Source organism: Pantoea sp. B270 (assembly GCF_018726825.1).
Taxonomy (GTDB): domain Bacteria; phylum Pseudomonadota; class Gammaproteobacteria; order Enterobacterales; family Enterobacteriaceae; genus Pantoea; species Pantoea dispersa.
Genome location: NZ_JAHCSX010000001.1, coordinates 1,342,592 through 1,363,878, shown reverse-complemented (window position 1 = coordinate 1,363,878; position 21,287 = coordinate 1,342,592). Strand labels below are relative to the sequence as shown.

At 55.8% G+C, this 21,287-nt stretch carries 21 protein-coding genes; 12 read left to right on the top strand and 9 right to left on the bottom strand.

The genetic code is table 11. The features are described from left to right. Positions 1–18: 18 nt before the first annotated feature. From KOL70_RS06590 to uxuR, 3 genes are all read left to right on the top strand, one after another. Positions 19–1,500, top strand: a complete 1,482-nt coding sequence (locus tag KOL70_RS06590; protein ID WP_215480402.1) for a fructuronate reductase — start codon at positions 19–21, stop codon at positions 1,498–1,500. Next, entirely contained in the window at positions 1,497–2,915 is a 1,419-nt protein-coding gene (gene uxaC, locus KOL70_RS06585) for a glucuronate isomerase (protein ID WP_215480401.1), read from the top strand. The genes KOL70_RS06590 and uxaC overlap by 4 nt, the downstream gene beginning before the upstream one ends. A gap of 74 nt (positions 2,916–2,989) precedes the next feature. After that, positions 2,990–3,766, top strand: a complete 777-nt coding sequence (gene uxuR, locus KOL70_RS06580) for a Uxu operon transcriptional regulator (protein ID WP_031280188.1) — start codon at positions 2,990–2,992, stop codon at positions 3,764–3,766. 427 nt (positions 3,767–4,193) lie between these two features. Here the strand turns inward: uxuR and KOL70_RS06575 are convergent, their stop codons facing one another. The 3 genes from KOL70_RS06575 to pth form a co-directional block, all read right to left on the bottom strand. Beyond that, positions 4,194–4,808: a Fic family protein gene (locus KOL70_RS06575; protein ID WP_058757532.1), complete on the bottom strand. Its 615-nt coding sequence runs from the start codon at positions 4,806–4,808 to the stop codon at positions 4,194–4,196. A gap of 398 nt (positions 4,809–5,206) precedes the next feature. Further along, the gene (ychF, locus tag KOL70_RS06570) at positions 5,207–6,298 is read right to left on the bottom strand and encodes a redox-regulated ATPase YchF (RefSeq protein WP_021509931.1); all 1,092 of its coding nucleotides are present in this window, start codon (positions 6,296–6,298) and stop codon (positions 5,207–5,209) included. Between the two features lie 107 nt (positions 6,299–6,405). Continuing rightward, a complete protein-coding gene (pth, locus tag KOL70_RS06565; RefSeq protein ID WP_021509932.1) occupies positions 6,406–6,993 on the bottom strand; it encodes an aminoacyl-tRNA hydrolase in 588 nt (195 codons plus the stop codon). Positions 6,994–7,254: 261 nt separating this feature from the next. Between pth and ychH the strand changes: the two genes are divergently transcribed. Next, positions 7,255–7,533 (top strand): stress-induced protein YchH, encoded by a 279-nt coding sequence (ychH, locus tag KOL70_RS06560; RefSeq protein WP_021509933.1) that lies wholly within the window; start codon positions 7,255–7,257, stop codon positions 7,531–7,533. On the opposite strand, the gene KOL70_RS06555 is transcribed toward ychH, so the two are convergent. The 4 genes from KOL70_RS06555 to lolB all read right to left on the bottom strand — a co-directional run bounded on the left by KOL70_RS06555 (position 7,530) and on the right by lolB (position 11,490). Then, positions 7,530–8,699, bottom strand: coding sequence for a GGDEF domain-containing protein (locus KOL70_RS06555; protein ID WP_215480400.1), 1,170 nt, complete (start codon positions 8,697–8,699; stop codon positions 7,530–7,532). The two genes, ychH and KOL70_RS06555, sit on opposite strands and share 4 nt — an antisense overlap. A gap of 225 nt (positions 8,700–8,924) precedes the next feature. Beyond that, positions 8,925–9,872, bottom strand: coding sequence for a ribose-phosphate diphosphokinase (gene prs / locus KOL70_RS06550; protein ID WP_006118899.1), 948 nt, complete (start codon positions 9,870–9,872; stop codon positions 8,925–8,927). A 137-nt stretch (positions 9,873–10,009) separates the two neighbouring features. Further along, positions 10,010–10,867, bottom strand: coding sequence for a 4-(cytidine 5'-diphospho)-2-C-methyl-D-erythritol kinase (ispE, locus tag KOL70_RS06545; RefSeq protein ID WP_021509936.1), 858 nt, complete (start codon positions 10,865–10,867; stop codon positions 10,010–10,012). Continuing rightward, a complete protein-coding gene (gene lolB / locus KOL70_RS06540; RefSeq protein WP_021509937.1) occupies positions 10,864–11,490 on the bottom strand; it encodes a lipoprotein insertase outer membrane protein LolB in 627 nt (208 codons plus the stop codon). The genes ispE and lolB overlap by 4 nt, the downstream gene beginning before the upstream one ends. A 216-nt stretch (positions 11,491–11,706) precedes the next feature. Here lolB and hemA point away from each other — a divergent pair, with 216 nt between their 5' ends. From hemA to kdsA, 6 genes are read left to right on the top strand one after another with little or no spacing between them, the layout of a single operon-like run. Then, the gene (gene hemA / locus KOL70_RS06535) at positions 11,707–12,963 is read left to right on the top strand and encodes a glutamyl-tRNA reductase (RefSeq protein WP_104188948.1); all 1,257 of its coding nucleotides are present in this window, start codon (positions 11,707–11,709) and stop codon (positions 12,961–12,963) included. Positions 12,964–13,004: 41 nt separating this feature from the next. Next, positions 13,005–14,087, top strand: a complete 1,083-nt coding sequence (gene prfA / locus KOL70_RS06530; protein WP_021509940.1) for a peptide chain release factor 1 — start codon at positions 13,005–13,007, stop codon at positions 14,085–14,087. Further along, on the top strand, positions 14,087–14,917 hold the full coding sequence (prmC, locus tag KOL70_RS06525; RefSeq protein ID WP_215480399.1) for a peptide chain release factor N(5)-glutamine methyltransferase: 831 nt from the start codon (positions 14,087–14,089) through the stop codon (positions 14,915–14,917). Before prfA ends, prmC begins: the two co-directional genes overlap by 1 nt. A 9-nt stretch (positions 14,918–14,926) precedes the next feature. Next, positions 14,927–15,325 carry a SirB2 family protein gene (locus tag KOL70_RS06520; RefSeq protein ID WP_021509942.1) on the top strand — a complete coding sequence of 133 codons (399 nt, stop codon included), beginning with the start codon at positions 14,927–14,929 and terminating at the stop codon, positions 15,323–15,325. Next, positions 15,322–16,131: an invasion regulator SirB1 gene (gene sirB1, locus KOL70_RS06515; protein WP_021509943.1), complete on the top strand. Its 810-nt coding sequence runs from the start codon at positions 15,322–15,324 to the stop codon at positions 16,129–16,131. The genes KOL70_RS06520 and sirB1 overlap by 4 nt, the downstream gene beginning before the upstream one ends. Before the next feature lie 27 nt (positions 16,132–16,158). Next, complete coding sequence (kdsA, locus tag KOL70_RS06510; RefSeq protein WP_215480398.1) at positions 16,159–17,013, top strand: 3-deoxy-8-phosphooctulonate synthase; 855 nt, start codon at positions 16,159–16,161, stop codon at positions 17,011–17,013. Between the two features lie 299 nt (positions 17,014–17,312). On the opposite strand, the gene KOL70_RS23565 is transcribed toward kdsA, so the two are convergent. Together KOL70_RS23565 and chaA are read right to left on the bottom strand one after the other, a co-directional pair. Further along, entirely contained in the window at positions 17,313–17,687 is a 375-nt protein-coding gene (locus KOL70_RS23565) for a hypothetical protein (RefSeq protein ID WP_233209847.1), read from the bottom strand. A 996-nt stretch (positions 17,688–18,683) separates the two neighbouring features. Beyond that, positions 18,684–19,775, bottom strand: coding sequence for a sodium-potassium/proton antiporter ChaA (gene chaA, locus KOL70_RS06500; RefSeq protein WP_058757491.1), 1,092 nt, complete (start codon positions 19,773–19,775; stop codon positions 18,684–18,686). 369 nt (positions 19,776–20,144) lie between these two features. Here chaA and chaB point away from each other — a divergent pair, with 369 nt between their 5' ends. Together chaB and KOL70_RS06490 are read left to right on the top strand one after the other, a co-directional pair. Beyond that, entirely contained in the window at positions 20,145–20,375 is a 231-nt protein-coding gene (gene chaB, locus KOL70_RS06495; RefSeq protein ID WP_021313035.1) for a putative cation transport regulator ChaB, read from the top strand. A gap of 238 nt (positions 20,376–20,613) precedes the next feature. Next, positions 20,614–21,285: a gamma-glutamylcyclotransferase gene (locus KOL70_RS06490; protein WP_021508695.1), complete on the top strand. Its 672-nt coding sequence runs from the start codon at positions 20,614–20,616 to the stop codon at positions 21,283–21,285. Positions 21,286–21,287: the final 2 nt, after the last annotated feature.

Here is a 21,287-nt window from a genome sequence, read left to right as displayed (position 1 = left end):
GGACACTGAGGAGTTCACATGCAACACAACCTTGCCGACGCCAGCATTAAAGTGGCGCGGCCCGCATGGCAGCAGCAGCGGCTGGTGCCGCGCATCGTGCACATCGGCTGCGGCGCGTTTCATCGCGCGCACCAGGCGCTCTATCAGCACCATCTGCTGGAGATAAGCGACAGCGACTGGGGCATTTGCGAGGTCAACCTGATGTCGGCCAGCGGCAGAAAGCTGGTGGAACAATTGCGCGCGCAGAATTTGCTCTACAGCGTCACCGAGCAAGGTGCGACGCGTCATGACGTCAAAATCATTGGTTCCGTGCATTCAGCGCTGCACCCGGCGCTGGACGGTTGTGACGGCATTCTTAACGCGCTTGCCCGCGCGGAAACCGCCATCGTCTCGCTGACGATAACCGAAAAAGGCTATTGCACTCATGGCGCAACCGGCGAACTGGACAGCACCCATCCGCTGATCGTGCACGATCTGGCCCATCCGCGGCAGCCGAAATCCGCCATTGGCTTTATCGTTGAGGCGCTGCGCTTGCGGCGTGAAGCCGGGTTAGCGCCTTTTACCGTGCTGTCATGCGACAATCTGCGTGATAACGGCCACGTCGCGCGGGCTGCGGTCATCGGTCTGGCACAACGGCAGGATGCGGCGCTGGCGGCATGGATTGAGCAACAGGTCACGTTTCCCTGCACCATGGTTGACCGCATCGTGCCGGCCGTGACGGAAGAGACGCAGCGCGAGATTACCGGGCTGCTGGGCATCGCCGATCCCTGCGGTGTCGCCTGTGAGCCGTTTCGTCAGTGGGTGATCGAAGATAACTTCGTGGCGGGACGTCCCGACTGGCAGCGCGTTGGTGCGCAATTTGTTCCGGATGTCGCCCCCTACGAGTTGATGAAACTGCGTCTGCTGAATGGCACACACTCGTTTCTGGCATATCTTGGCTACCTCGGCGGTTGTGAAACTATCGCTGAGACCATGCAGCTGCCCGCTTACCGTCAGGCCGCGCTGTCGCTGATGCTGACTGAACAGCGTGCCACGCTGACGATGCCGGCAGGCAGCGATCTCAACGCGTATGCGCATCAACTGCTTGAGCGCTTCAGTAATCCGTCGCTGCGCCATCGCACGGCGCAAATTGCCAGCGATGGCAGTCAGAAATTGCCACAGCGCATGCTGGATTCGCTGCGCTATCATCTGCACCACGGCAGTGACTGCCGGCATCTGCTGCTCGGCATCGCGGGCTGGATGCGTTATATCCTCGGCGAAGACGAAAAGGGCGAGCGCTACCCGGTGGCTGATCCGCTGGTCGCTAAGTTTGAGCGGATTAATCAGCAGTTCCCTTCAGGTCCCGCCCGCGTGCAGGCGCTGCTGGGCATTAACGAGATCTTCGCGGACGACTTACCCGCCAATCCGGCCTTTGTTGCCGCCCTGCAACACACCTATGACCGCCTGTGCCAGCAGGGTGCCAGAGCCGCGGTTGCATCCCTCAATCCGGAGGCCAAATGATGAGTTTTATGGATGACGATTTTCTGTTGCACAGCGAGGTGGCGCGTCGCCTGTATCACGACGTGGCGGCGCAGATGCCGATCTATGATTACCACTGCCACCTCAATCCGCAGGAGATTGCAGAAGACCGGCAGTTTGCCAACCTCGGGCAAATCTGGCTGGAGGGCGATCACTACAAATGGCGCGCACTGCGCGCGGCGGGCGTAGAGGAATCACTGATCACCGGTAACACCACCAGCGATTACGATAAATACCTCGCCTGGGCGCAGACCGTGCCGAAAACGCTTGGCAATCCGCTCTATCACTGGACGCATCTGGAGCTGCGCCGGCCGTTCGGTATCACTGACACGCTGTTTGGACCGGAAACCGCACCGCGCATCTGGCATGAGTGTGCGGAGAAGCTGGCCACGCCTGAATTTTCCGCGCGCGGCATCATGCGCCAGATGAACGTACGCATGGTGGGCACCACCGACGATCCGATCGACTCCCTGCAGTACCATCGTCAGATAGCTGAAGACAGCAGCTTTGATATTGAGGTGGCACCGAGCTGGCGTCCGGACCGGGTGTTCAAGATTGAGCTGGAAGGATTCAGCGATTACCTGACCCGGCTGGAAGCCGCCGCGGATGTCAGTATCGACAGCTTTGATGCGCTGCGTGTGGCGTTACTGCGCCGTCTGGACCACTTTTCCGCCCATGGCTGCCGCGCTGCCGACCACGGGATTGAAACGCTACGCTATGCTGCGGTGCCAGCCGACAGCGTGCTGGATGGCATTCTCGCCAGACGCCGCAGCGGGGCGGCGCTGAGCGAGCTGGAGATTGCGCAGTTCAGTACCGCTGTGCTGGTGTGGCTGGGCGCGGAATATGCCCGTCGTGGCTGGGCGATGCAGTTACATATCGGTGCAATCCGCAATAACAGCACGCGCATGTTCCGTCAGCTCGGCCCGGACAGCGGTTTCGACTCCATCGGCGATCATCCTGTTGCCTGGCCGCTGGCGCGCCTGCTGGACGCGATGGACACCAATGACCAGCTGCCAAAAACCATTCTTTACTGCCTCAATCCGCGTGACAACGAAGTGCTGGCTACCATGGCGGGTAACTTTCAGGGCGCGGGGATGGCGGGCAAGATGCAGTTCGGCTCTGGCTGGTGGTTCAACGATCAGCGTGACGGCATGCTGCGGCAACTGGAGCAGCTGGCGCAGATGGGGCTGCTCAGTCAGTTCGTTGGCATGCTGACCGATTCGCGCAGTTTTCTCTCTTATACGCGGCACGAATACTTCCGCCGCATTCTGTGCAATCTGTTTGGCGAGTGGGTGCGTGACGGCATTGTGCCGCACGATGAAGCTGCGCTGGGCGCGATGTTGCAGGATATCTGCTTCCATAACGCCCGACGCTACTTCAGCCTTAACCCACGGTGAAAATCACGCCCTGTGTTATAGTGCAGGGTAGAAAATTTGGCGGCCTAATGTCTGAACCAGCAGAAAAGAGCGTTATGAAACCACAAGCTTCAGCACAGCGACCCTATCAGGAAGTGGGCGAGATGCTTCGCAACATGATTACGCAGAAACAGTACGCGATTGGCGAGCGATTGCCGCCAGAGCGTGAACTGGCGATGCTGCTGAACGTTACGCGCACGCTGGTGCGTGAGGCGCTGATTATGCTGGAGCTGGAAGGGTTAATTGAAGTGCGGCGTGGCGCAGGCATTTACGTGATCAACGACACGCCGGCACCGCGTGCCGCTGCGCAAACCGCCTGCAATGCGGCCGGGCCGTTTGAGATGCTGCAGGCCCGCCAGCTGCTGGAGAGTAATATCGCCGAATTCGCTGCGTTACAGGCGACGCGTGAAGACATTATCAAAATGCGCCAGGCGCTGGCGCTGGAAGAGCGCGAACTGGCGTCAGGCGCGGTGAACGACAGTGAAAACGGCGATCGTAATTTTCATCTGGCGATTGCCGAAGCCACGCACAACAGCATGCTGGTGGAGCTGTTCAAACAATCCTGGCAGTGGCGGGAAGACAATGTGATGTGGAGCCAGCTGCACCGGCATCTGATCAACACCAACTACCGCAAAAAGTGGCTCGACGATCATAAAAAGATCCTCGCCGCCTTAATCAAGAAAGACGCGCGCGCCGCGAAACAGGCGATGTGGCAGCACCTGGAAAACGTCAAGCAGCTGCTGCTGGAGTTCTCCGATGTGGATGATATTGATTTCGACGGCTACCTGTTTGAGTCATGGCCGCTGTATGCCACTAACGGATCGGATAATTAGCCTGGCGTAGCTGCTTCAGTAATCATTCGCGCGGCCGCGTTGCTGCCATTCAGTCAATGAAACCGCAATTCGCACAATAGCCGGAGCGGCGCGATTCATCGCCTTGCGTGGGGTTTATTTACCGGGCTCATGAGATTGTTTGAAGCCTGATGGGACATCAGCTTGCCGAGCCAGAAGGGAACGTGATGTTGGTTCAAAGCTTTGATATACTCTTGAGGCTATGGTGTCTTACGCAACTGCACTGATGTAGAGAGGGCTTAATGACCAACAACAGAAAAAAAGCGCACTCAGGTTATGCTAAACCTTCTCGCTCCGATATCATTCGTTCAGTAGCAACGTCAACGGCTGTTGAAACCGGCCAGTCCTCAGCTAGCGTCGAGGCCTCACTTGAAGCCGCGCGCAAAAAATTCGCGCATCTTCGCCTGGCTTAGTGCCTTCTCAGTGCCCGACTGACCCAGTATTTCATTGGCGCGTAGTCCATTGACATACCAGCATGAATAGCCGAAATATACTGGGTTTTATTCTGCTCCCAGCTTTGATAATCCAGCGGTTTGTATCCTCCCTGAACCGCCATGACATCCGCTAACAGCCGCGACAAACGTCCGTTTCCTTCTCTGAAGGGATGTATAAGTATCAGCTCGACATGGGTAACGGCGATAGCAATGATGAGTTCTTCTTCTTCCATGACGTTACAGGGCGTGTAATGCGCAAGATACTTGTTGTATTCGTTCAGCAGTTTTGGCAATTGTGCTGAAGGCGCAAACATAAAACCACCCTTGCTAATATTGACCGTTCTCTCTTGTCCAGCCCATTCGTAGATGTTACCCAGCCAGCGGCGATGCCAGCTTTTTAGTAGCGCGACGTTAAGTTTCCCTTCGGGAAAGTTTTCTTCAAAAACTGACTGGTAGAGTTGTTCTAACAAAACAAGTTCTGCCTCGTTCATCTCAGTGGAATCGGTGAGCCCCAGCTTATTGGCCATGACCTGCTCGCCTGAGTCTTTTTCAAACTTACCTTCACTGCCAGCAACATGGTATCGGCTCATGAGTGCGCTCTGTAATAATGACAAACGAAGCGTAAGTATATTTAGGTCCATCAGGTTTATCAGCCAATCCTGCCTCGAAACCTTTCGTTCATCAGGATAAGTTAAATTGCTGTATATCCAGGGAGTACCGTTGGTTGCAGCCAGGCTGTACCTCAATAGCATCAGCCCGGTTGCCCGTTTCGATCAAACAGGTAATGTGGTTCGGTAAGGGGAGCTATAAGTAGCGCTGCAGCCGAGATTTTGACCAGCCGCCGTAAAGAGTGCGATGTGACTGGCGCTGGCAATTTATCCCCGCCCGTAAAAAGCATGTAATAAAAAATCCACGCAATTGCGTGGATTTTATAGTTATTCCGCTCTCTATGAGGCTCGGTGAAACCTCATGAGACGGCACATTTTATTTAAACGTTAAACAGGAAGTTCATCACATCGCCATCTTTCACGATGTACTCTTTACCTTCTGAACGCATTTTGCCGGCTTCTTTCGCGCCCTGTTCACCTTTGTATGTGATGAAATCTTCGAACGCGATGGTCTGAGCGCGGATAAAGCCTTTCTCGAAGTCGGTGTGGATTTTACCGGCTGCCTGCGGTGCGGTGGCGCCAACCGGGATGGTCCAGGCACGCACTTCTTTCACGCCTGCGGTGAAGTAAGTCTGCAGGTTGAGCAGGGCGTAACCGGCGCGGATCACGCGGTTGAGGCCCGGCTCTTCCAGGCCCAGTTCAGCCATGAATTCGTCGCGCTCTTCATCTTCCAGCTCGGCGATATCCGATTCCACTGCCGCACAGACCGGCACCACCACTGAGCCTTCGGCTTCAGCAATCGCGCGCACCTGGTCGAGATACGGGTTGTTCTCGAAACCGTCTTCATTGACGTTGGCGATGTACATGGTCGGCTTCAGCGTCAGGAAGCTGAGATAGCGGATCGCCGCTTTCTCATCGGCGTCCAGCGCCAGCGAGCGCAGCATACCGGCGTTTTCCAGATGCGGCAGGCACTTCTCCAGCGCTGCCAGTTCGGCTTTAGCATCTTTGTCGCCGCCTTTGGCTTTCTTCTGGCAGCGCTGAATGGCACGTTCGCAAGTGTCGAGATCCGACAGCGCCAGCTCGGTGTTGATGACATCAATATCTTCCGCCGGGTTTACTTTACCGGAGACGTGGATGATGTTGTCGTTTTCAAAGCAGCGTACCACGTGGCCGATAGCTTCTGTTTCACGGATGTTGGTCAGGAACTGGTTGCCCAGGCCTTCACCTTTCGACGCGCCTTTTACCAGACCAGCGATGTCCACGAACTCCATGGTGGTTGGCACCACGCGCTGTGGCTTAACAATCTCGCTCAGCTGATCGAGGCGCAGGTCAGGCATCGGCACCACGCCGGTGTTGGGTTCGATGGTGCAGAACGGAAAGTTGGCTGCTTCGATACCCGCTTTGGTCAGCGCGTTGAACAGGGTGGATTTACCGACGTTCGGCAGGCCCACAATACCGCATTTAAATCCCATGATCTTACCTTTCTCACTGAGTGTGCAGCGCTGGCAGACAGCGCCGACTGATTCAAAAATTTTCGCGCATTATACACAGAATTCCCTGCGGCGGCGCGGGAATTGGCTTAGCTGGCTTTGAAGGCGTGCAGGCGGTTCATCGCCTTAATCTTGTCTTCTTTTAGCCACAGCTCGGTGCAGCGCACCGCTTCGTCGACCGCCTCGTCAATCAGCTTCTGCTCGCTGGCCGGTGCCTTGCCGAGTACAAATCCGGTGACCTTGTTACGATCGCCCGGATGGCCGATACCGACGCGCAGGCGATGAAAATTGTTGTTATTACCGAGCTTGCTGATGATGTCTTTCAGGCCGTTATGACCGCCATGGCCGCCGCCCTGTTTGAATTTCGCCACGCCTGGCGGCAGGTCCATTTCATCGTGTGCCACCAGAATCTCTTCCGGCGTAATGCGATAGAACGTTGCCATCGCCGCCACCGCTTTGCCGCTCAGGTTCATAAAGGTGGTGGGCACCAGCAGGCGCACATCCTCGCCGGCCAGCGACAGGCGCGCGGTGTAGCCGAAAAATTTCGGCTCCTCTTTGAGGGACTGATTATGGCGCGAGCAAAGTAAATCCACGTACCAGGCGCCAGCGTTATGGCGCGTTGCCGCGTATTCAGCGCCGGGATTGGCCAGCCCCACAATCAGTTTAATGCTGCTCACGATGTTTATCCTGTCTCGCTGCGAAAGGGCGATAGTTTACTGCCTGCCGGCAGGGATGACAAAGGGCGCAATGACAGATTAATGACCTGAGGTGACTAATCAATTTCTATCGAAATCAAGGCGCTGGCGGTAAAGTTTTGTCAGACATTGTGAAAGATGTGTGATCCTGTACGCATCTTAACCGCCAGCCATTGCCTAAACTTATGGCCAGTTAACCAAACGTGCTGTTTTCTGCGTTGCTGAAAAGGATGGAGGTGAATCATGAAACGTCAACACTGCCGCACCGTCGGTAATGGTTTGATGTGTCTCGGCTTGTTAACCATGGTGCTCGGGGTGGGTTATTCCATCATTAACCAGCTGCCGTCGGTCAACCTGCCGCAGTTCCTCGCGCATGGAGCGATGTTCAGTATTTTCGTGGGTGCGCTACTGTGGCTGGTCGGCGCACGCGTCAGCGGACGGGAGAGGGTGGAAGACCGCTACTACTGGCTGCGTCACTACGGTGACAAACGCTGCCGTCGCGATCACCACTCAACGCACTAACCGGCTTCAGCCATTGCCGCCTGCGGCGTCTGATAAGCTTCGACGCGGTTACGTCCGGCGGCTTTAGCGCGATACAAAGCTTCATCAGCCAGCGCCAGCAGGGCGGGAAACGCCTGATGTCGCTGGCTGGCAGTGGCAAAGCCAATGCTCACCGTATAACCGATGTCGTTGGGTAGCGACAGCTGTGTCGCCAGCCGGATACGCTCACATATGCGCTGCGCCTGCTCACTGTCGCCAGGAAGCAACGCGGCAAACTCCTCACCGCCCAGCCGGGCAAACTGACCTTCAACCGGCATTAACGCTTTTACCACCTGACAAAAATCCACCAGTACCCGATCACCCTGCTGATGGCCATAGCGATCGTTAATGCTTTTGAAATGATCGAGGTCGAATAGCACAGCACTGTAAATATAGGGCTGCGGCAAACGTGCGTGGCGCAGCAGCAGTTTTTCCGCGGCTTCAAACAATGCGCGCCGGTTCCAGACGCCGGTGAGCGGATCGTGCAGCGACGCCAGCTTATGGGCGATCTGCGTACGCTCATTGACCATCGCCAGAATGGTGAAGGTCAGGCCGATGACGAAGAGGATCGACTCCAGGATCACATACACCGAAAAGCCGGAACCGCCAATGGCACCCGGTACGGGGGTGGCTACCGCATCGTCAAGGAAAATGCGCGCCAGGTGGAACATTAAGTGGATCCACAGCAGTATCTGCGCGGGCCAGAAAGTGACGGTCAGCGTGGCGCGCGCCTGCCACAGCAGACGAATCAGCGCGGCGGTAAAGATGATGCACAGCAGGCACATGACCAGCACGCGTTTCGGCTGGCCGTGATAGAACTGAGGAAAGGCACAAAGCAGGGCCCACAGTAGCGCACCAGTGATCCAGCAAAAACCAAGCGGAAGGCGGCAAAAAGTACGAAAGGCGTTGAGCAGGGTGCCGTAAGCCAGCAGCATGATGACATTCCCGACTGCCACCGGCAAAAAGTGCAAACCGGCGCTGCGCAGGCTACTGAGCAGCACGGCGGCAAGCGTCAGTATTAGCGTCAGGGTGGTAAAACCCAGCACCCGGTCGTACTGCGCCCCGACCCAGGCAAAAATCAAAATAATGCTCAGAAACCCCAGCACGTAGAGCTCGCAAATAAACAACGTATAAATGTCGAGTAGCATGGTGGTCGGAGTTCTCAGCAAAAGTGTGGTGAAAAATATCACTAATCACTGGACCGCTAAAGCCCGGATGCGCTTGTCTGATAAAAAGAGTGGAAGGCGGGGAGATTGGCGGATTTTGAGGCCATTTATCGCGCAAATAGTGGCGGCGGAAGCGGCTTTATCGGGATGTTACTCCGCGCACAGGCAATAAAAAACCGGGCAGGGCGCCCGGTTTTTCGCGAACAATTAATGTTCGAACATCGCCGAAATCGATTCTTCGTTGCTGATACGACGAATGGCTTCGGCCAGCATGCCAGACAGCGTCAGCGTACGCACGTTTGGCAGTGACTTCATCTCTTCCGACAGCGGAATAGTGTCGCAAACAATCACCTGATCAATCACTGATTTGCGCAGATTTTCCACCGCGTTGCCAGAGAAGATTGGGTGGGTGGCGTAAGCGAACACGCGTTTCGCGCCGCGCTCTTTCAGTGCTTCAGCCGCTTTGCACAGCGTACCGCCGGTGTCGATCATATCGTCGACCAGTACGCAGTCACGACCGGCAACGTCACCGATGATGTGCATCACCTGCGACACGTTCGCACGCGGGCGACGTTTGTCGATGATGGCCATGTCGGTGTCGTTGAGCAGTTTGGCGATAGCGCGAGCGCGCACTACGCCACCGATGTCCGGCGAAACCACAATCGGGTTTTCCAGACCAATCTGCAGCATATCTTCCAGCAGAATCGGGCTACCGAACACGTTATCCACCGGGACATCAAAGAAGCCCTGGATCTGTTCAGCGTGCAGGTCAACCGTCAGTACACGGTCCACGCCGACGCTGGAGAGGAAATCAGCCACAACTTTGGCGGTAATTGGCACGCGGGCAGAACGCACGCGGCGGTCCTGACGGGCATAGCCAAAGTAAGGGATTACAGCAGTAATACGACCAGCAGAAGCCCGACGCAGTGCGTCGACCATCACAACCAGCTCCATCAAGTTATCATTGGTGGGGGCACAGGTGGACTGGATGATGAAAATATCACCACCGCGTACATTTTCATTAATCTGTACACTTACTTCGCCATCGCTGAAACGGCCGACAGCGGCGTCTCCGAGGCTGGTGTAAAGGCGGTTGGCAATACGTTGTGCTAGTTCCGGGGTGGCGTTACCAGCAAATAGCTTCATATCAGGCACGAGAAGAACCTCAGGCTTGGCGTCCAGAGAATGAACCGCTCAAAAATAACCGGCGAATACATTTGAGCCTGTTCATACGGGTGTGTTAATGCGTCACGTGCAGTGTCTGGAACAGGGTGACACTGTCACGTTTACGCTTAGAGCCCGGAAAGGGTGCGCTGTAACGGCGAGAGATTAAGCCCACGCGCCACAAATCCGCACATCCATTTCGGGGCAAGCTCCAGCACCTGACGAGCAGCGGACTCGGTGTCAAATTCAGCAAACACGCAAGCGCCGGTCCCTGTCAGGCGCGACGGCGCGTATTCTAGCAGCCAGGAAAGCAGCGCATCAACCTCACGAAAACGTTTTCTTGCTACCGCTTCACAATCATTGTGAAAAGGACGCTGCAACAGTTCATCTAATGTGCGTATTGGTGAATCGCGCGTCAGTTCAGGATCGCGAAACAGATCCGGGGTAGCGATGCTGACACCAGGATGCGCCACCAGGTACCATTTTTCCGCAGGATTTGCGGGCTGCAATTGCTCGCCGACCCCTTCGGCAAACGCCGCGTGGCCGCGCACGAATACCGGCACATCGGCACCGAGACGCACGCCAAGCGTAGCCAGCTCATCCACGCTGAGCTGGGTGCGCCACAAATGGTTCAGCGCCACCAGCACCGTCGCCGCATCAGACGAACCACCGCCCAGACCACCGCCCATCGGCAGGCGCTTCTCCAGCGCGATCCGGGCACCAGCCTGCTGCGGCAGCGTGCCTTTGTCCGCCGCCGCAGCACGCAGCGCCAGCGCCGCCCGCACGATCAGGTTGTCTTCATCGGCCACGCCATCAAGCGGCGTCAGCAGGGTGATACTGCCGCTGTTATCCGGGGTAATCTCCAGGGTGTCGCCAACGTCGAGAAACTGAAACAGCGTCTGCAAATTGTGGTAGCCGTCTGCACGACGGCCGGTAATGTAGAGAAACAGGTTAAGCTTTGCCGGCGCGGGCCAGGTGGTGATCATTGTGTGGTCCAGCTATCCATGCGCAGTTTGATGCGCTGACCGCCTTCGGTCAGTTCGAGGTTGGCCGGCAGCGGCGGGTTCACCTTGCTGTCGTAATCGCTGATATTCACCTTCCACTGCTGGCCGTTGCGGCTGTAGGTCAGGCTTTGCAGCTGATAGTTGTTGTTCAGCTGATAGTCGCTGGCGTCGCCTGGCAGACCCATCATCCACTGACGCAGGTTCGCCAGCGGAATATCCATGCCGGTGAGCTGGGAAATCATCTTCTCCGCGTCGTTGCTGACGTAGCGTTTGCCTTTGTTATCGACAATCTGCACCACCGAACCCTGCGCGTCGAGCTGCAGTTCCGTGCTGCCGAGCGGGTTAGTCAGCAGCAGACGGTAACGGTCTGCAGCAGTTTGCTGCCAGTTGAAGCGGGCATAAACCTTCTGCTTATCTGACAGATAGGCAAAAGCGCCGCGCGTCTGGTACTGGGTGATTTTCGCTACCGCCTGCTGGTGTTGCTGCCACTGCGGTGATGTCGTGCTGGGACCGGGACCTTGCTGGGGTTTGTTGATGCTACAGGCAGCCAGCAACACGCTGGCAAGGGGCAAAAGGCGCAACAACTGGCGCGGGGGCAAATGCATCACGTGGTCGTCTCCTCAGACACGTTTTTACGTCGTAACCGGTAACGCTAACCATCCGTCTCTGTGCCGTCAATGGCGATGTCAGGATAATTGCGCACGATCAGTTTAATCTTATTACAGTCATAGGCTTTGTATGGCTTTTCTTGATCTGTTGCATCTTGTAGAATGCGCAGCACAAAACCTGACAATTATTGGGACTTCCCAACCCGAATCACCATGACGCTGCTTGCTCTCGGAATCAACCACAAAACCGCACCTGTTGCGCTGCGCGAACGTGTTTCGTTCACGCCAGACACGCTGGACCAGGCGCTGAACAGCTTGCTGTCTCAGCCGATGGTGCAGAGCGGGGTGGTGCTTTCTACCTGTAACCGGACGGAACTCTACCTCAGCGTAGAGCAGCAGACCGATCTGCAGGAGCAGCTGGTGCGCTGGTTGTGCGAGTATCACGACTTACGTGAAGAGGACGTGCGCAACAGCCTGTACTGGCATCAGGACAACGCGGCAGTCAGCCACCTGATGCGCGTGGCCAGCGGGCTCGACTCGCTGGTGCTGGGCGAGCCACAGATTCTCGGTCAGGTCAAAAAAGCCCATGCTGACTCCTCGCGCGACCATGCGCTGAGCAGCGAGCTGGAACGCATGTTCCAGAAAACCTTCTCGGTGGCCAAGCGTGTGCGCACCGAAACCGAAATCGGCGCCAGCGCCGTCTCGGTTGCCTTTGCTGCCTGCTCCTTAGCCCGTCAGATTTTCGAATCACTCAGCAGCGTTAACGTGCTGCTGGTCGGTGCCGGTGAAACCATCGAACTGGTGGCGCGTCACCTGCGCGAACACAGCGTGCGCAAACTGATGATCGCCAACCGCACGCGCGAACGCGCGCAGCTGCTGGCGGACGAAGTCGGCGCCGAAGTGATCGGCCTTGCCGATATCGAAACCCGCCTGGCCGATGCCGATATCATTATCTCCTCCACCGCCAGTCCGCTGCCGATTATTGGTAAAGGCATGGTGGAACGGGCGCTGAAGGCGCGCCGCAACCAGCCTATGCTGCTGGTCGATATCGCCGTGCCGCGCGATGTCGAGCCGGAAGTGGGCAAGCTGGCTAACGCCTACCTGTACAGCGTGGATGATCTGCAGGCGATCATCGAGCAGAACATGGCGCAGCGCAAAGCGGCGGCGGTGCAGGCGGAAAGCATTGTGGTGCAGGAGAGCGGTGAATTCATGGCCTGGCTGCGCGCGCAAAGCGCCGGTGAGACCATCCGCGAATACCGCGCGCAGGCCGACGACGTGCGTGCTGAGCTGCAGGAGCGCGCGCTGGCGGCGTTGCGTCAGGGTGCTGATGCCGAAAAAGTCTTGCAGGAGCTGGCACACAAGCTCACCAACCGTTTAATTCATGCACCAACCAAATCACTGCAGCAGGCCGCGCGCGACGGCGACAGCGAACGCCTGCAGATCTTACGTGACAGCCTCGGTTTAGAGTAATCTGGTCTGTCACGACCTATCACTGGGATACCCTCTATTAGATGAAGAGCTCGATTGTTGCCAAGCTGGAAGCGCTGCAGGAACGCCATGAAGAAGTTGAAGCGTTACTGGGTGATGCCGGCGTAATTGGCGATCAGGACCGTTTCCGCGCGTTATCACGTGAATATGCCCAGCTGAGCGACGTCACCCGTTGTTTCCGCGAATGGCAGCAGGTGCAGGAAGATGTCGAAACGGCTGAAATGCTGCTCGACGATGCGGAAATGCGCGACATGGCGCAGGAAGAGTTGAAACTATCGCGCGAAAAGCGCGAGGTGCTGGAACAGCAGCTTCAGGTGCTGCTGCTGCCGAAAGATCCCGACGATGAACGTCCGTGCTTTATCGAAGTGCGCGCCGGCACCGGCGGCGACGAAGCGGCGATTTTCGCCGGCGATCTGTTCCGCATGTACAGCCGCTATGCCGAAGCGCGCCGCTGGCAGGTGGAGATCATGAGCGCCAATGATGGCGAGCATGGCGGCTACAAAGAAGTCATTGCGCGTATCACTGGTGACGGGGCTTACGGTCGCATGAAGTTTGAATCCGGCGGTCATCGCGTGCAGCGCGTGCCGGAAACCGAATCGCAGGGGCGCATTCACACTTCCGCCTGTACCGTGGCGGTGATGCCGGAGCTGCCGGAAGCCGAGCTGCCGGACATCAATCCGGGCGATCTGAAAATCGACACTTTCCGCTCTTCCGGCGCGGGCGGTCAGCACGTTAACACCACCGATTCGGCGATCCGTATCACCCACCTGCCAACCGGCATCGTGGTGGAGTGCCAGGATGAGCGCTCGCAGCACAAAAACAAAGCCAAAGCGCTGGCGGTGCTGGGCGCACGCATTCACGCGGCGGAAATGGCGAAGCGCCAGGCGGCGGAAGCCTCAACGCGGCGTAACCTGCTGGGCAGCGGCGACCGTTCCGACCGAATCCGTACCTATAACTTCCCGCAGGGGCGCGTCACCGATCACCGCATCAACCTGACGCTCTACCGCCTCGACGAAACCATGGAAGGCAAGCTGGATACGCTGATCGAGCCGATTGTGCAGGAGTATCAGGCTGACCAGCTGGCCGCACTGGCCGGGCAGGAGTGATGAACGTCCGGCGCTGGCTGCAGCAGGCGCAGGCTGCGTTGTGCGGAGGCGATAGCCCGAAGCGCGACGCGGAGATTCTGCTGGGTTTTGTCACCGGCAAGTCGCGCAGCTGGTTGATAGCGTTTGATGACAGCCCGCTCGATGATGCGCAACGGGCACAGCTGGAGACGTTACTGGCACGCCGCGTGCGCGGTGAGCCGATTGCGCATCTGGTGGGCGAACGCGAGTTCTGGTCGCTGCCGCTGCGCGTCAGTGATGCCACGCTGATTCCGCGTCCGGATACCGAAGTGCTGGTGGAGCAGGCGCTGCTGCGGCTGCCCGCAACGCCCTCCGCGGTGCTCGATCTCGGTACCGGCACCGGCGCCATTGCGCTGGCGCTGGCCAGCGAGCGGCCCGATTGTCAGATTACCGGCTGCGACCGCATCGCCGCCGCGGTTGCGCTGGCGCAGGACAACGCCCAGCGCCTGCACCTCACCAACGCCGGATTTGTGCTCAGCCACTGGTTCGACGATCTGCCCGCCCAACGTTTCGATCTGATTGTCAGCAATCCGCCTTACATTGATGCCGCCGATGAACATCTGCAGCAGGGCGACGTGCGTTTTGAGCCGCTCAGCGCGCTAGTGGCGGAGGAGGCCGGGCTGGCCGATTTACGATTAATCATTGAACGCGCGCCGCACTGGTTGCAGCCGCAGGGTTGGCTGCTGCTGGAACACGGCTGGCAGCAGAGCGAGGCTGTACGCGCGCTGTTAACCCGTAATGGCTTTCAGGCGGTTACTACCGTTGAGGATTACGGCGGCAATCCGCGCGTCACGCTTGGACAACTTACTTAAGGAAGCACTATGGCCAGCTGGTATCCGCTGATTAAAAATTTCCATCTGCTGACAGTCGCGATCACCATCACACTGTTTCTGCTGCGTTTTTACTGGCTGACCACCGGATCTGCCCTGCTGCAGCGCCGCTGGGTGCGCATTGCGCCGCACGTCAACGATACATTCCTGCTGCTCAGCGGTGCACTGCTGGTGCTGATTACCCACTTTTATCCGTTTACCCCACAAGGAAGCTGGCTGACGGAGAAGCTGTTAGCGGTTATCATCTACATCGCCTTAGGTTCCGTGGCATTGAGTCGTCGCCCGCGCAGCATGGCGACCCGCTGGGTCGCCTGTTTAGTCGCCGTGGTCGCATTGTTGCTGGTGATTAAACTGGCGATGACCAAAATGCCGTTATTGGGGATAGTATGACCTCGCCAGTGCAACTTGATTACAGTGAAACACCGTTAAGTGAAGCGGTGATCGGCGCGACCTGCGCCATACGCAATGATTTTTCCGCGCCTTCCGTCCAGCAGCAGCTGGCTGACCTGGTTGAAGAGGCGCGGCGCTATGTCAGTAGCGAACAGGATGCGGATCTGCAGCTGGAGAAGCTGCTCGATCTGTTTTACCAGCAGTGGGGCTTTGGCGGTGCCAGTGGCGTCTACAATCTGTCAGACGCGCTGTGGATCGATAAAGTGCTGAAGAGCCGGCAGGGGACGGCGGTATCGCTCGGCGTGATTCTGCTGCACATTGCGGATGAGCTAGAGCTGCCGCTGATGCCGGTGATTTTCCCGACGCAGCTGATCCTGCGTGCCGACTGGCTCGACGGTGAAATGTGGCTGATCAATCCGTTTAATGGTGAGACGCTCGACACCCATACGCTGGAAGTGTGGCTGAAAGGCAACATCAGCCCGACGGCAAAGCTCTATTCTGACGACCTCGATGAAGCGAAAACCGTCAGCGTGATGCGCAAAATGCTCGACACGCTGAAAGCGGCGCTGATGGATGAGAAGCAGATGGAGCTGGCGCTCAACGTCAGCCAGGTGCTGCTGCAAATCGACCCGGACGATCCCTATGAGATTCGCGACCGCGGTTTGATTTACGCCCAGCTGGAGTGCGAGCATATCGCACTGACCGATTTGACCTATTTCGTTGAACAGTGTCCTGAAGACCCGGTCAGCGAGATGATTAAAGTGCAGATCCACGCAATTGAACAGAAACAGGTGACGCTGCACTAAGCGTCCCCCGACATTTAAGGAAAGGGCATGACACAGAAAGTAGTGAGTATCGGCGATATCAAGGTCGCAAACGATCTGCCATTTGTTCTCTTCGGCGGCATGAACGTGCTGGAATCCCAGGATCTCGCCATGCGCATCTGCGAACATTACGTGAAGGTAACCGACAAGCTCGGCATTCCGTATGTGTTCAAAGCCTCTTTTGACAAAGCCAACCGCTCTTCAATCAAGTCTTACCGTGGCCCTGGCCTCGACGAAGGCATGAAAATTTTCCAGGCGCTGAAGCAGGCGTTCAGCGTGAAAATTATCACTGACGTGCACGAAAGCTGGCAGGCGCAGCCGGTTGCCGACGTGGTGGATGTGATTCAGCTGCCGGCCTTCCTGGCGCGTCAGACCGATCTGGTGGAAGCGATGGCGAAAACCGGTGCCGTGATCAACGTGAAGAAGCCGCAGTTCGTCAGCCCGGGCCAGATGGGCAATATTGTCGATAAGTTTGCCGAAGGCGGCAACGACAAGGTGATTCTGTGCGATCGCGGCAGCAACTTCGGGTATGACAACCTGGTGGTTGATATGCTCGGTTTCAACGTGATGAAGAAAGTCACTAACAACAGCCCGGTGATTTTTGACGTTACCCATGCGCTGCAGACGCGCGATCCGTTTGGCGCGGCTTCCGGTGGTCGTCGTGCGCAGGTTGCCGAACTGGCGCGTGCGGGCATGGCGGTAGGCATCGCCGGTCTGTTCATCGAAGCGCACCCGGAACCGAACAGCGCCAAATGCGACGGCCCGTCCGCGCTGCCGCTCGATAAGCTGGAACCGTTCCTGGCGCAGATGAAAGCGATTGACGATCTGGTCAAAAGCTTCCCGGAGCTGGATACCAGTAACTGATTTGTCATAGCAACAGCAAAGGCACCCGCGGGTGCCTTTGTAATAGAATGGTAAATTCTGTCGCAGGCGCTTAACAACGAAGGGATTACATAAAGTATCAACTGAAATTGACCGTCAAAACCATCTAAAATATTTCACGTAGATAGCACCCATGGCAATGACCCAGAGTAGAGTCAATAACAGCCCATAATGAGGGAAAAGCGCTGTCAAAAGTATTCCACCTGCTACTGCCGCAATCACCGGTATTAGTGAAAAAAAAGACTGACTTAACCATGCATAGAACCAGGAAAAGATTCGTTTCATTTTGTCAGTAACCGTTCTACTAATGCCAATATTTGCTCATCATTTGTTGAGCCGGATTTGTTTAAGTAAATAATTTTAGACATTTCAGGTTCTATGAGATAATAAAGCATTTCTAATTTCTGTTGATACAGATCGAAATAATACTCCGGATCCGCAAATTTCAAATGCTGAGCTGCTGTTGCAGCGATTTGTATTTTCCCATAAAATTTTAAAACTGTGACACTATAAAGCGATGTCCGGTCAATCACATCAACCAGCGAGCTCTTAAAAACTTTAGATTCGGTAACTATGCGCGCGATAAGAAATGAAATGGTGAGTTTTGAAGCTTTACCGCTTGTATAATTAGCCGCCTTTTCAGCAAGTTGGCGCACCAGATTTTGAACATTATGTTCACTGAGACGCGCAAGTTTTTTCTAAAGTAGATTTCAACCATATCAAGGATGACATCATGTCGTGAAAAAACCTGTGGCAGAGCTGAAAACATACGAACATCTTCACTTCTCAGTCGTTTACATACATCTTTGTAATCATCAAAAACGCAGGAACCATACCAGCTAGCTCTTTCAATTCCCGAGGCAACCGTAGTACTGACGGTTCGCGTTTCTTCACGCAGTTGCACCAGTGCTTTTTCAAAATTGAGTGCAATGGTACGATCAGCCTGAAGCTTCAATTTCAGATACGACATGGTTAATCATCCCTTACTGTAAAAATCCTTAATAAACGATTATATACTCATCACATCTTGTTGCAAGGAGCATGCATGGAAATGAAACGGATACTATTACTAATTGTCTTAACATTAGGCTACGCAATTGTTATTCCTGAGATCATGTTCAGGTTCCTTTCCGAATCATCGTATATGCTGTCAGGTAAATTAGTGAACCCTTTTCATGTTTTTTTATCGACCATTGATGCGTTGATTATCGCAACTATTTTATTATCTGCTTTTCTCTCATGGTTGACATTAAAGCTGATAGCGTCCATCGCTAAGCGGTAAGGTTTTAATGCACAAGCAGTATTTTGATACGGTGTCGGGGCTGAAAATAATGTAAGTCAATTGACGTATGGATTGTTTACAGGCAATCATAAACAATGACTGGCAGCCAGAGTAAATGCAGTGAACATTTTAACTTCTTCGGGTAAACAGAATATTAGCAATAAACTATTCGATTTAAGGCTTAATTTTTAGCAAATAGCTGGCAGGGCCAGATGTGCTAACGGCTGTTATTAAGCCGTAAAGATATCTTTATCCAGGTGCGCATAAATGCGCACCCTACATTGTACGGTCGCCGCTCATGGCGACCGATTCACCTGATGCGCACCCTGCGCTGTAGGGTCGCCATTCATGGCGACCACTTCATTTAACATCACAGCATAATCGTCAGCAGATAACCGGCAAACAGGGCCAGATGCGCTGCGCCGTTGAGCACGTTGGTGCGGCCAGTGGAGAACGAGATGTGGCAGAGAATCAGCACCGCGCTCATCACCACCATATGCGGCGGCTCAAGGCCGAAAATCAATTGCTGACCGGTCAGGGTGGCGATAATGGTCACCGTCGGCACCGTCAATGAAATAGTGGCCAGCACCGAACCGAAAAACAGGTTCATCGCGCGCTGCACCTGATTCATCAGCACCGCCTTGATTGCGCCCAGACCTTCCGGCGACAGAATCAGCAGCGCGACGAGGAAACCGGTAAACTGCTCCGGCGCGTTCATTTCAGTAAGCAGCATTTCCAGCGAGTTGGCGTTCATCTTGGTCACGCTGATCACCGCAATCAGATGCACAATCAGCCACGCGGTGTGCCACAGCGAGCTGTGCGCGGAAGGTTTGCCGTGATGCGGGTCGCCATCATCGCTCTCGTCTTCATGCTCGTAAACAAACAGGCTCTGGTGGGTTTTGGTCTGAATCAGCAGGAACACGCCGTACATCGCCGCAGAGATCGCCGCAATGATCAGCGCCTGCGTGGTGGTGAAATTGCCGCCGGGCAGGGCATTAGGAAACACCAGCACCAGAATCGCCAGCGGGAAAATGGCGATCATGTACTGCTTCACGCCGGCCAGGTTAACGTACTGGGTGGCAAATTTACGCCCGCCAAGCAGCAGGGCACAGCCCACCAGTCCGGCGGTAACGATCATGATGATGGAGTAGAGCGTATCGCGCATCAGCGCGGGCGCTGCATCGCCGGTCGCCATCAGCGCCGAAATCAGGCTCACTTCCAGAATCACCACTGACAGGCTGAGGATCAGCGAGCCGTAAGGTTCACCTAACCGGTGCGCCAGAACGTCGGCGTGACGTACTACGCTGAAGGCGCTGCTTAAAATCGCCACCAGCGCCAGCAGATTGATGCCGATTACCGGCAGAAGCGCTGTCTGGCCGCCAAAAAAGCTCAGCACCGCCAGCGCCAGAATCGGGAAAATCAGCGAATACTCGCTGTGTCGGGTCTTCTCATGTCCAGCCATGCGCCATCCTCTTCGGCAAAAAGAACAAAAACAGACAATTGCTGCCTGATAAATATAGTGACTCATCTGACGAAGCGCAGTGTAACTTTTCACCACTGCTGACGCAGATTTTTTACGCGTTTTTACTTTTTGTCATTTTTATCTGAATGAAGCGAAATTCGCGTTAATCAGCAAATTAGCCCTTTTCATCAGCAGGTTAATAGTGCGTGTTTCTCATCTATCCTGCGTGGAAGGAGGAAGAACAGAACTGAATCATCTGGCCTTATCCTAACTACCCGCCTTTTTTGCTGGCAGAAGTATGAAATAGCAGGTTTGCGTTTTTGCCGTTCTCTTCCAGACTTATACAGGGAACCTGAAACAGGAGGAACTATGCCTTATTCATCGAACCGGGAACTGCCGGACAGCGTGCGCCACGTGCTGCCGGGCCATGCGCAAACCATCTACCAAAAGGCGTTTAACAGCGCCTGGGATCAGTATAAAGATGAAGACGATCGTCGCGGTGATGAATCGCGCGAGCAGGTGGCACACAAAGTCGCCTGGGCGGCGGTCAAAAAAGAGTACGCCAAAGGAGAGGACGACAAGTGGCATCCTAAACACTAGCTCCCGCGCGGGCCACTGCGGCCCGCTTCACACTTCTCCGCGCTTCGTTCAAGAATCCTGCCAGGCAGCCGATGCTATTTACAGATAATTTCCCCTTTGTGATCGGGGTCAATCTTGAAACGTTTATGGCAAATGCATTACTGTCTTGTCTTAAGTCGACGCCGCGGGCGCCGCCTGTAAAATCGCAGATTCAGGGAGCCATAACGACAGGAAGGTCAGCGCAGTAGAGGAGATCGCAGTGTTAACCCGGGAATTCTTACTAAAAGCGGATTGCAAAACTTCATTTGGTGATATTGACGAAGCGCTGCTGTGGAGCTGTGAGAAGCGCGCGGCGTCGCTCTGCGCCACGCTTGCCTGTCGTCCCGATCAAAGCCCGGTGTGGATCTTCGGCTACGGTTCCCTGATGTGGAACCCGGTTTTTGAAGCGGAAGAGGTGGCGACCGGACGGCTTGAGGGCTGGCATCGTGCTTTTTGCCTGCGGCTGACCGCCGGACGCGGCACCGTTGCCGCACCAGGACGGATGCTGGCGCTGAAAGAGGGCGGTTCTACCAGTGGTCTGGCGTTTCGCCTGCCGGAAGCGCGCCTGCATGAAGAGCTTGAGCTGCTGTGGAAACGGGAAATGATCACCGGCTGCTATCTGCCCACCTGGTGTGAACTGACTCTGGAGGATGGCCGCACGGTTACGGCACTGGTGTTTATCATGGATCCGCGTCATCCGCTGTATGAAGCCGACTCCTGCCGCAGCACCATTGCTCCGCTGATCGCTCAGGCCAGCGGTCCGCTTGGCAGCAACGCGCAGTATCTGTTCTCGCTGGAACAGGAGCTGGGCAAACGTGGCATGCAGGAAGAGGCGTTAACGCGCCTTGCGGCCGAAGTGCGCGCGCTGCAGCAGAGCGCCGCGCGCGGCTAACC

What these genes read in the sequence shown, in the direction of transcription:
- KOL70_RS06590 (WP_215480402.1), top strand. Translation starts at nt 19, where the DNA reads ATGCAACACAACCTTGCCGACGCCAGCATTAAAGTGGCGCGGCCCGCA.
- uxaC (WP_215480401.1), top strand. Translation starts at nt 1,497, where the DNA reads ATGATGAGTTTTATGGATGACGATTTTCTGTTGCACAGCGAGGTGGCG.
- uxuR (WP_031280188.1), top strand. Translation starts at nt 2,990, where the DNA reads ATGAAACCACAAGCTTCAGCACAGCGACCCTATCAGGAAGTGGGCGAG.
- KOL70_RS06575 (WP_058757532.1), bottom strand. Translation starts at nt 4,808, where the DNA reads ATGAGCCGATACCATGTTGCTGGCAGTGAAGGTAAGTTTGAAAAAGAC.
- ychF (WP_021509931.1), bottom strand. Translation starts at nt 6,298, where the DNA reads ATGGGATTTAAATGCGGTATTGTGGGCCTGCCGAACGTCGGTAAATCC.
- ychH (WP_021509933.1), top strand. Translation starts at nt 7,255, where the DNA reads ATGAAACGTCAACACTGCCGCACCGTCGGTAATGGTTTGATGTGTCTC.
- KOL70_RS06555 (WP_215480400.1), bottom strand. Translation starts at nt 8,699, where the DNA reads ATGCTACTCGACATTTATACGTTGTTTATTTGCGAGCTCTACGTGCTG.
- ispE (WP_021509936.1), bottom strand. Translation starts at nt 10,867, where the DNA reads ATGATCACCACCTGGCCCGCGCCGGCAAAGCTTAACCTGTTTCTCTAC.
- lolB (WP_021509937.1), bottom strand. Translation starts at nt 11,490, where the DNA reads ATGCATTTGCCCCCGCGCCAGTTGTTGCGCCTTTTGCCCCTTGCCAGC.
- hemA (WP_104188948.1), top strand. Translation starts at nt 11,707, where the DNA reads ATGACGCTGCTTGCTCTCGGAATCAACCACAAAACCGCACCTGTTGCG.
- prfA (WP_021509940.1), top strand. Translation starts at nt 13,005, where the DNA reads ATGAAGAGCTCGATTGTTGCCAAGCTGGAAGCGCTGCAGGAACGCCAT.
- prmC (WP_215480399.1), top strand. Translation starts at nt 14,087, where the DNA reads ATGAACGTCCGGCGCTGGCTGCAGCAGGCGCAGGCTGCGTTGTGCGGA.
- KOL70_RS06520 (WP_021509942.1), top strand. Translation starts at nt 14,927, where the DNA reads ATGGCCAGCTGGTATCCGCTGATTAAAAATTTCCATCTGCTGACAGTC.
- sirB1 (WP_021509943.1), top strand. Translation starts at nt 15,322, where the DNA reads ATGACCTCGCCAGTGCAACTTGATTACAGTGAAACACCGTTAAGTGAA.
- kdsA (WP_215480398.1), top strand. Translation starts at nt 16,159, where the DNA reads ATGACACAGAAAGTAGTGAGTATCGGCGATATCAAGGTCGCAAACGAT.
- chaA (WP_058757491.1), bottom strand. Translation starts at nt 19,775, where the DNA reads ATGGCTGGACATGAGAAGACCCGACACAGCGAGTATTCGCTGATTTTC.
- chaB (WP_021313035.1), top strand. Translation starts at nt 20,145, where the DNA reads ATGCCTTATTCATCGAACCGGGAACTGCCGGACAGCGTGCGCCACGTG.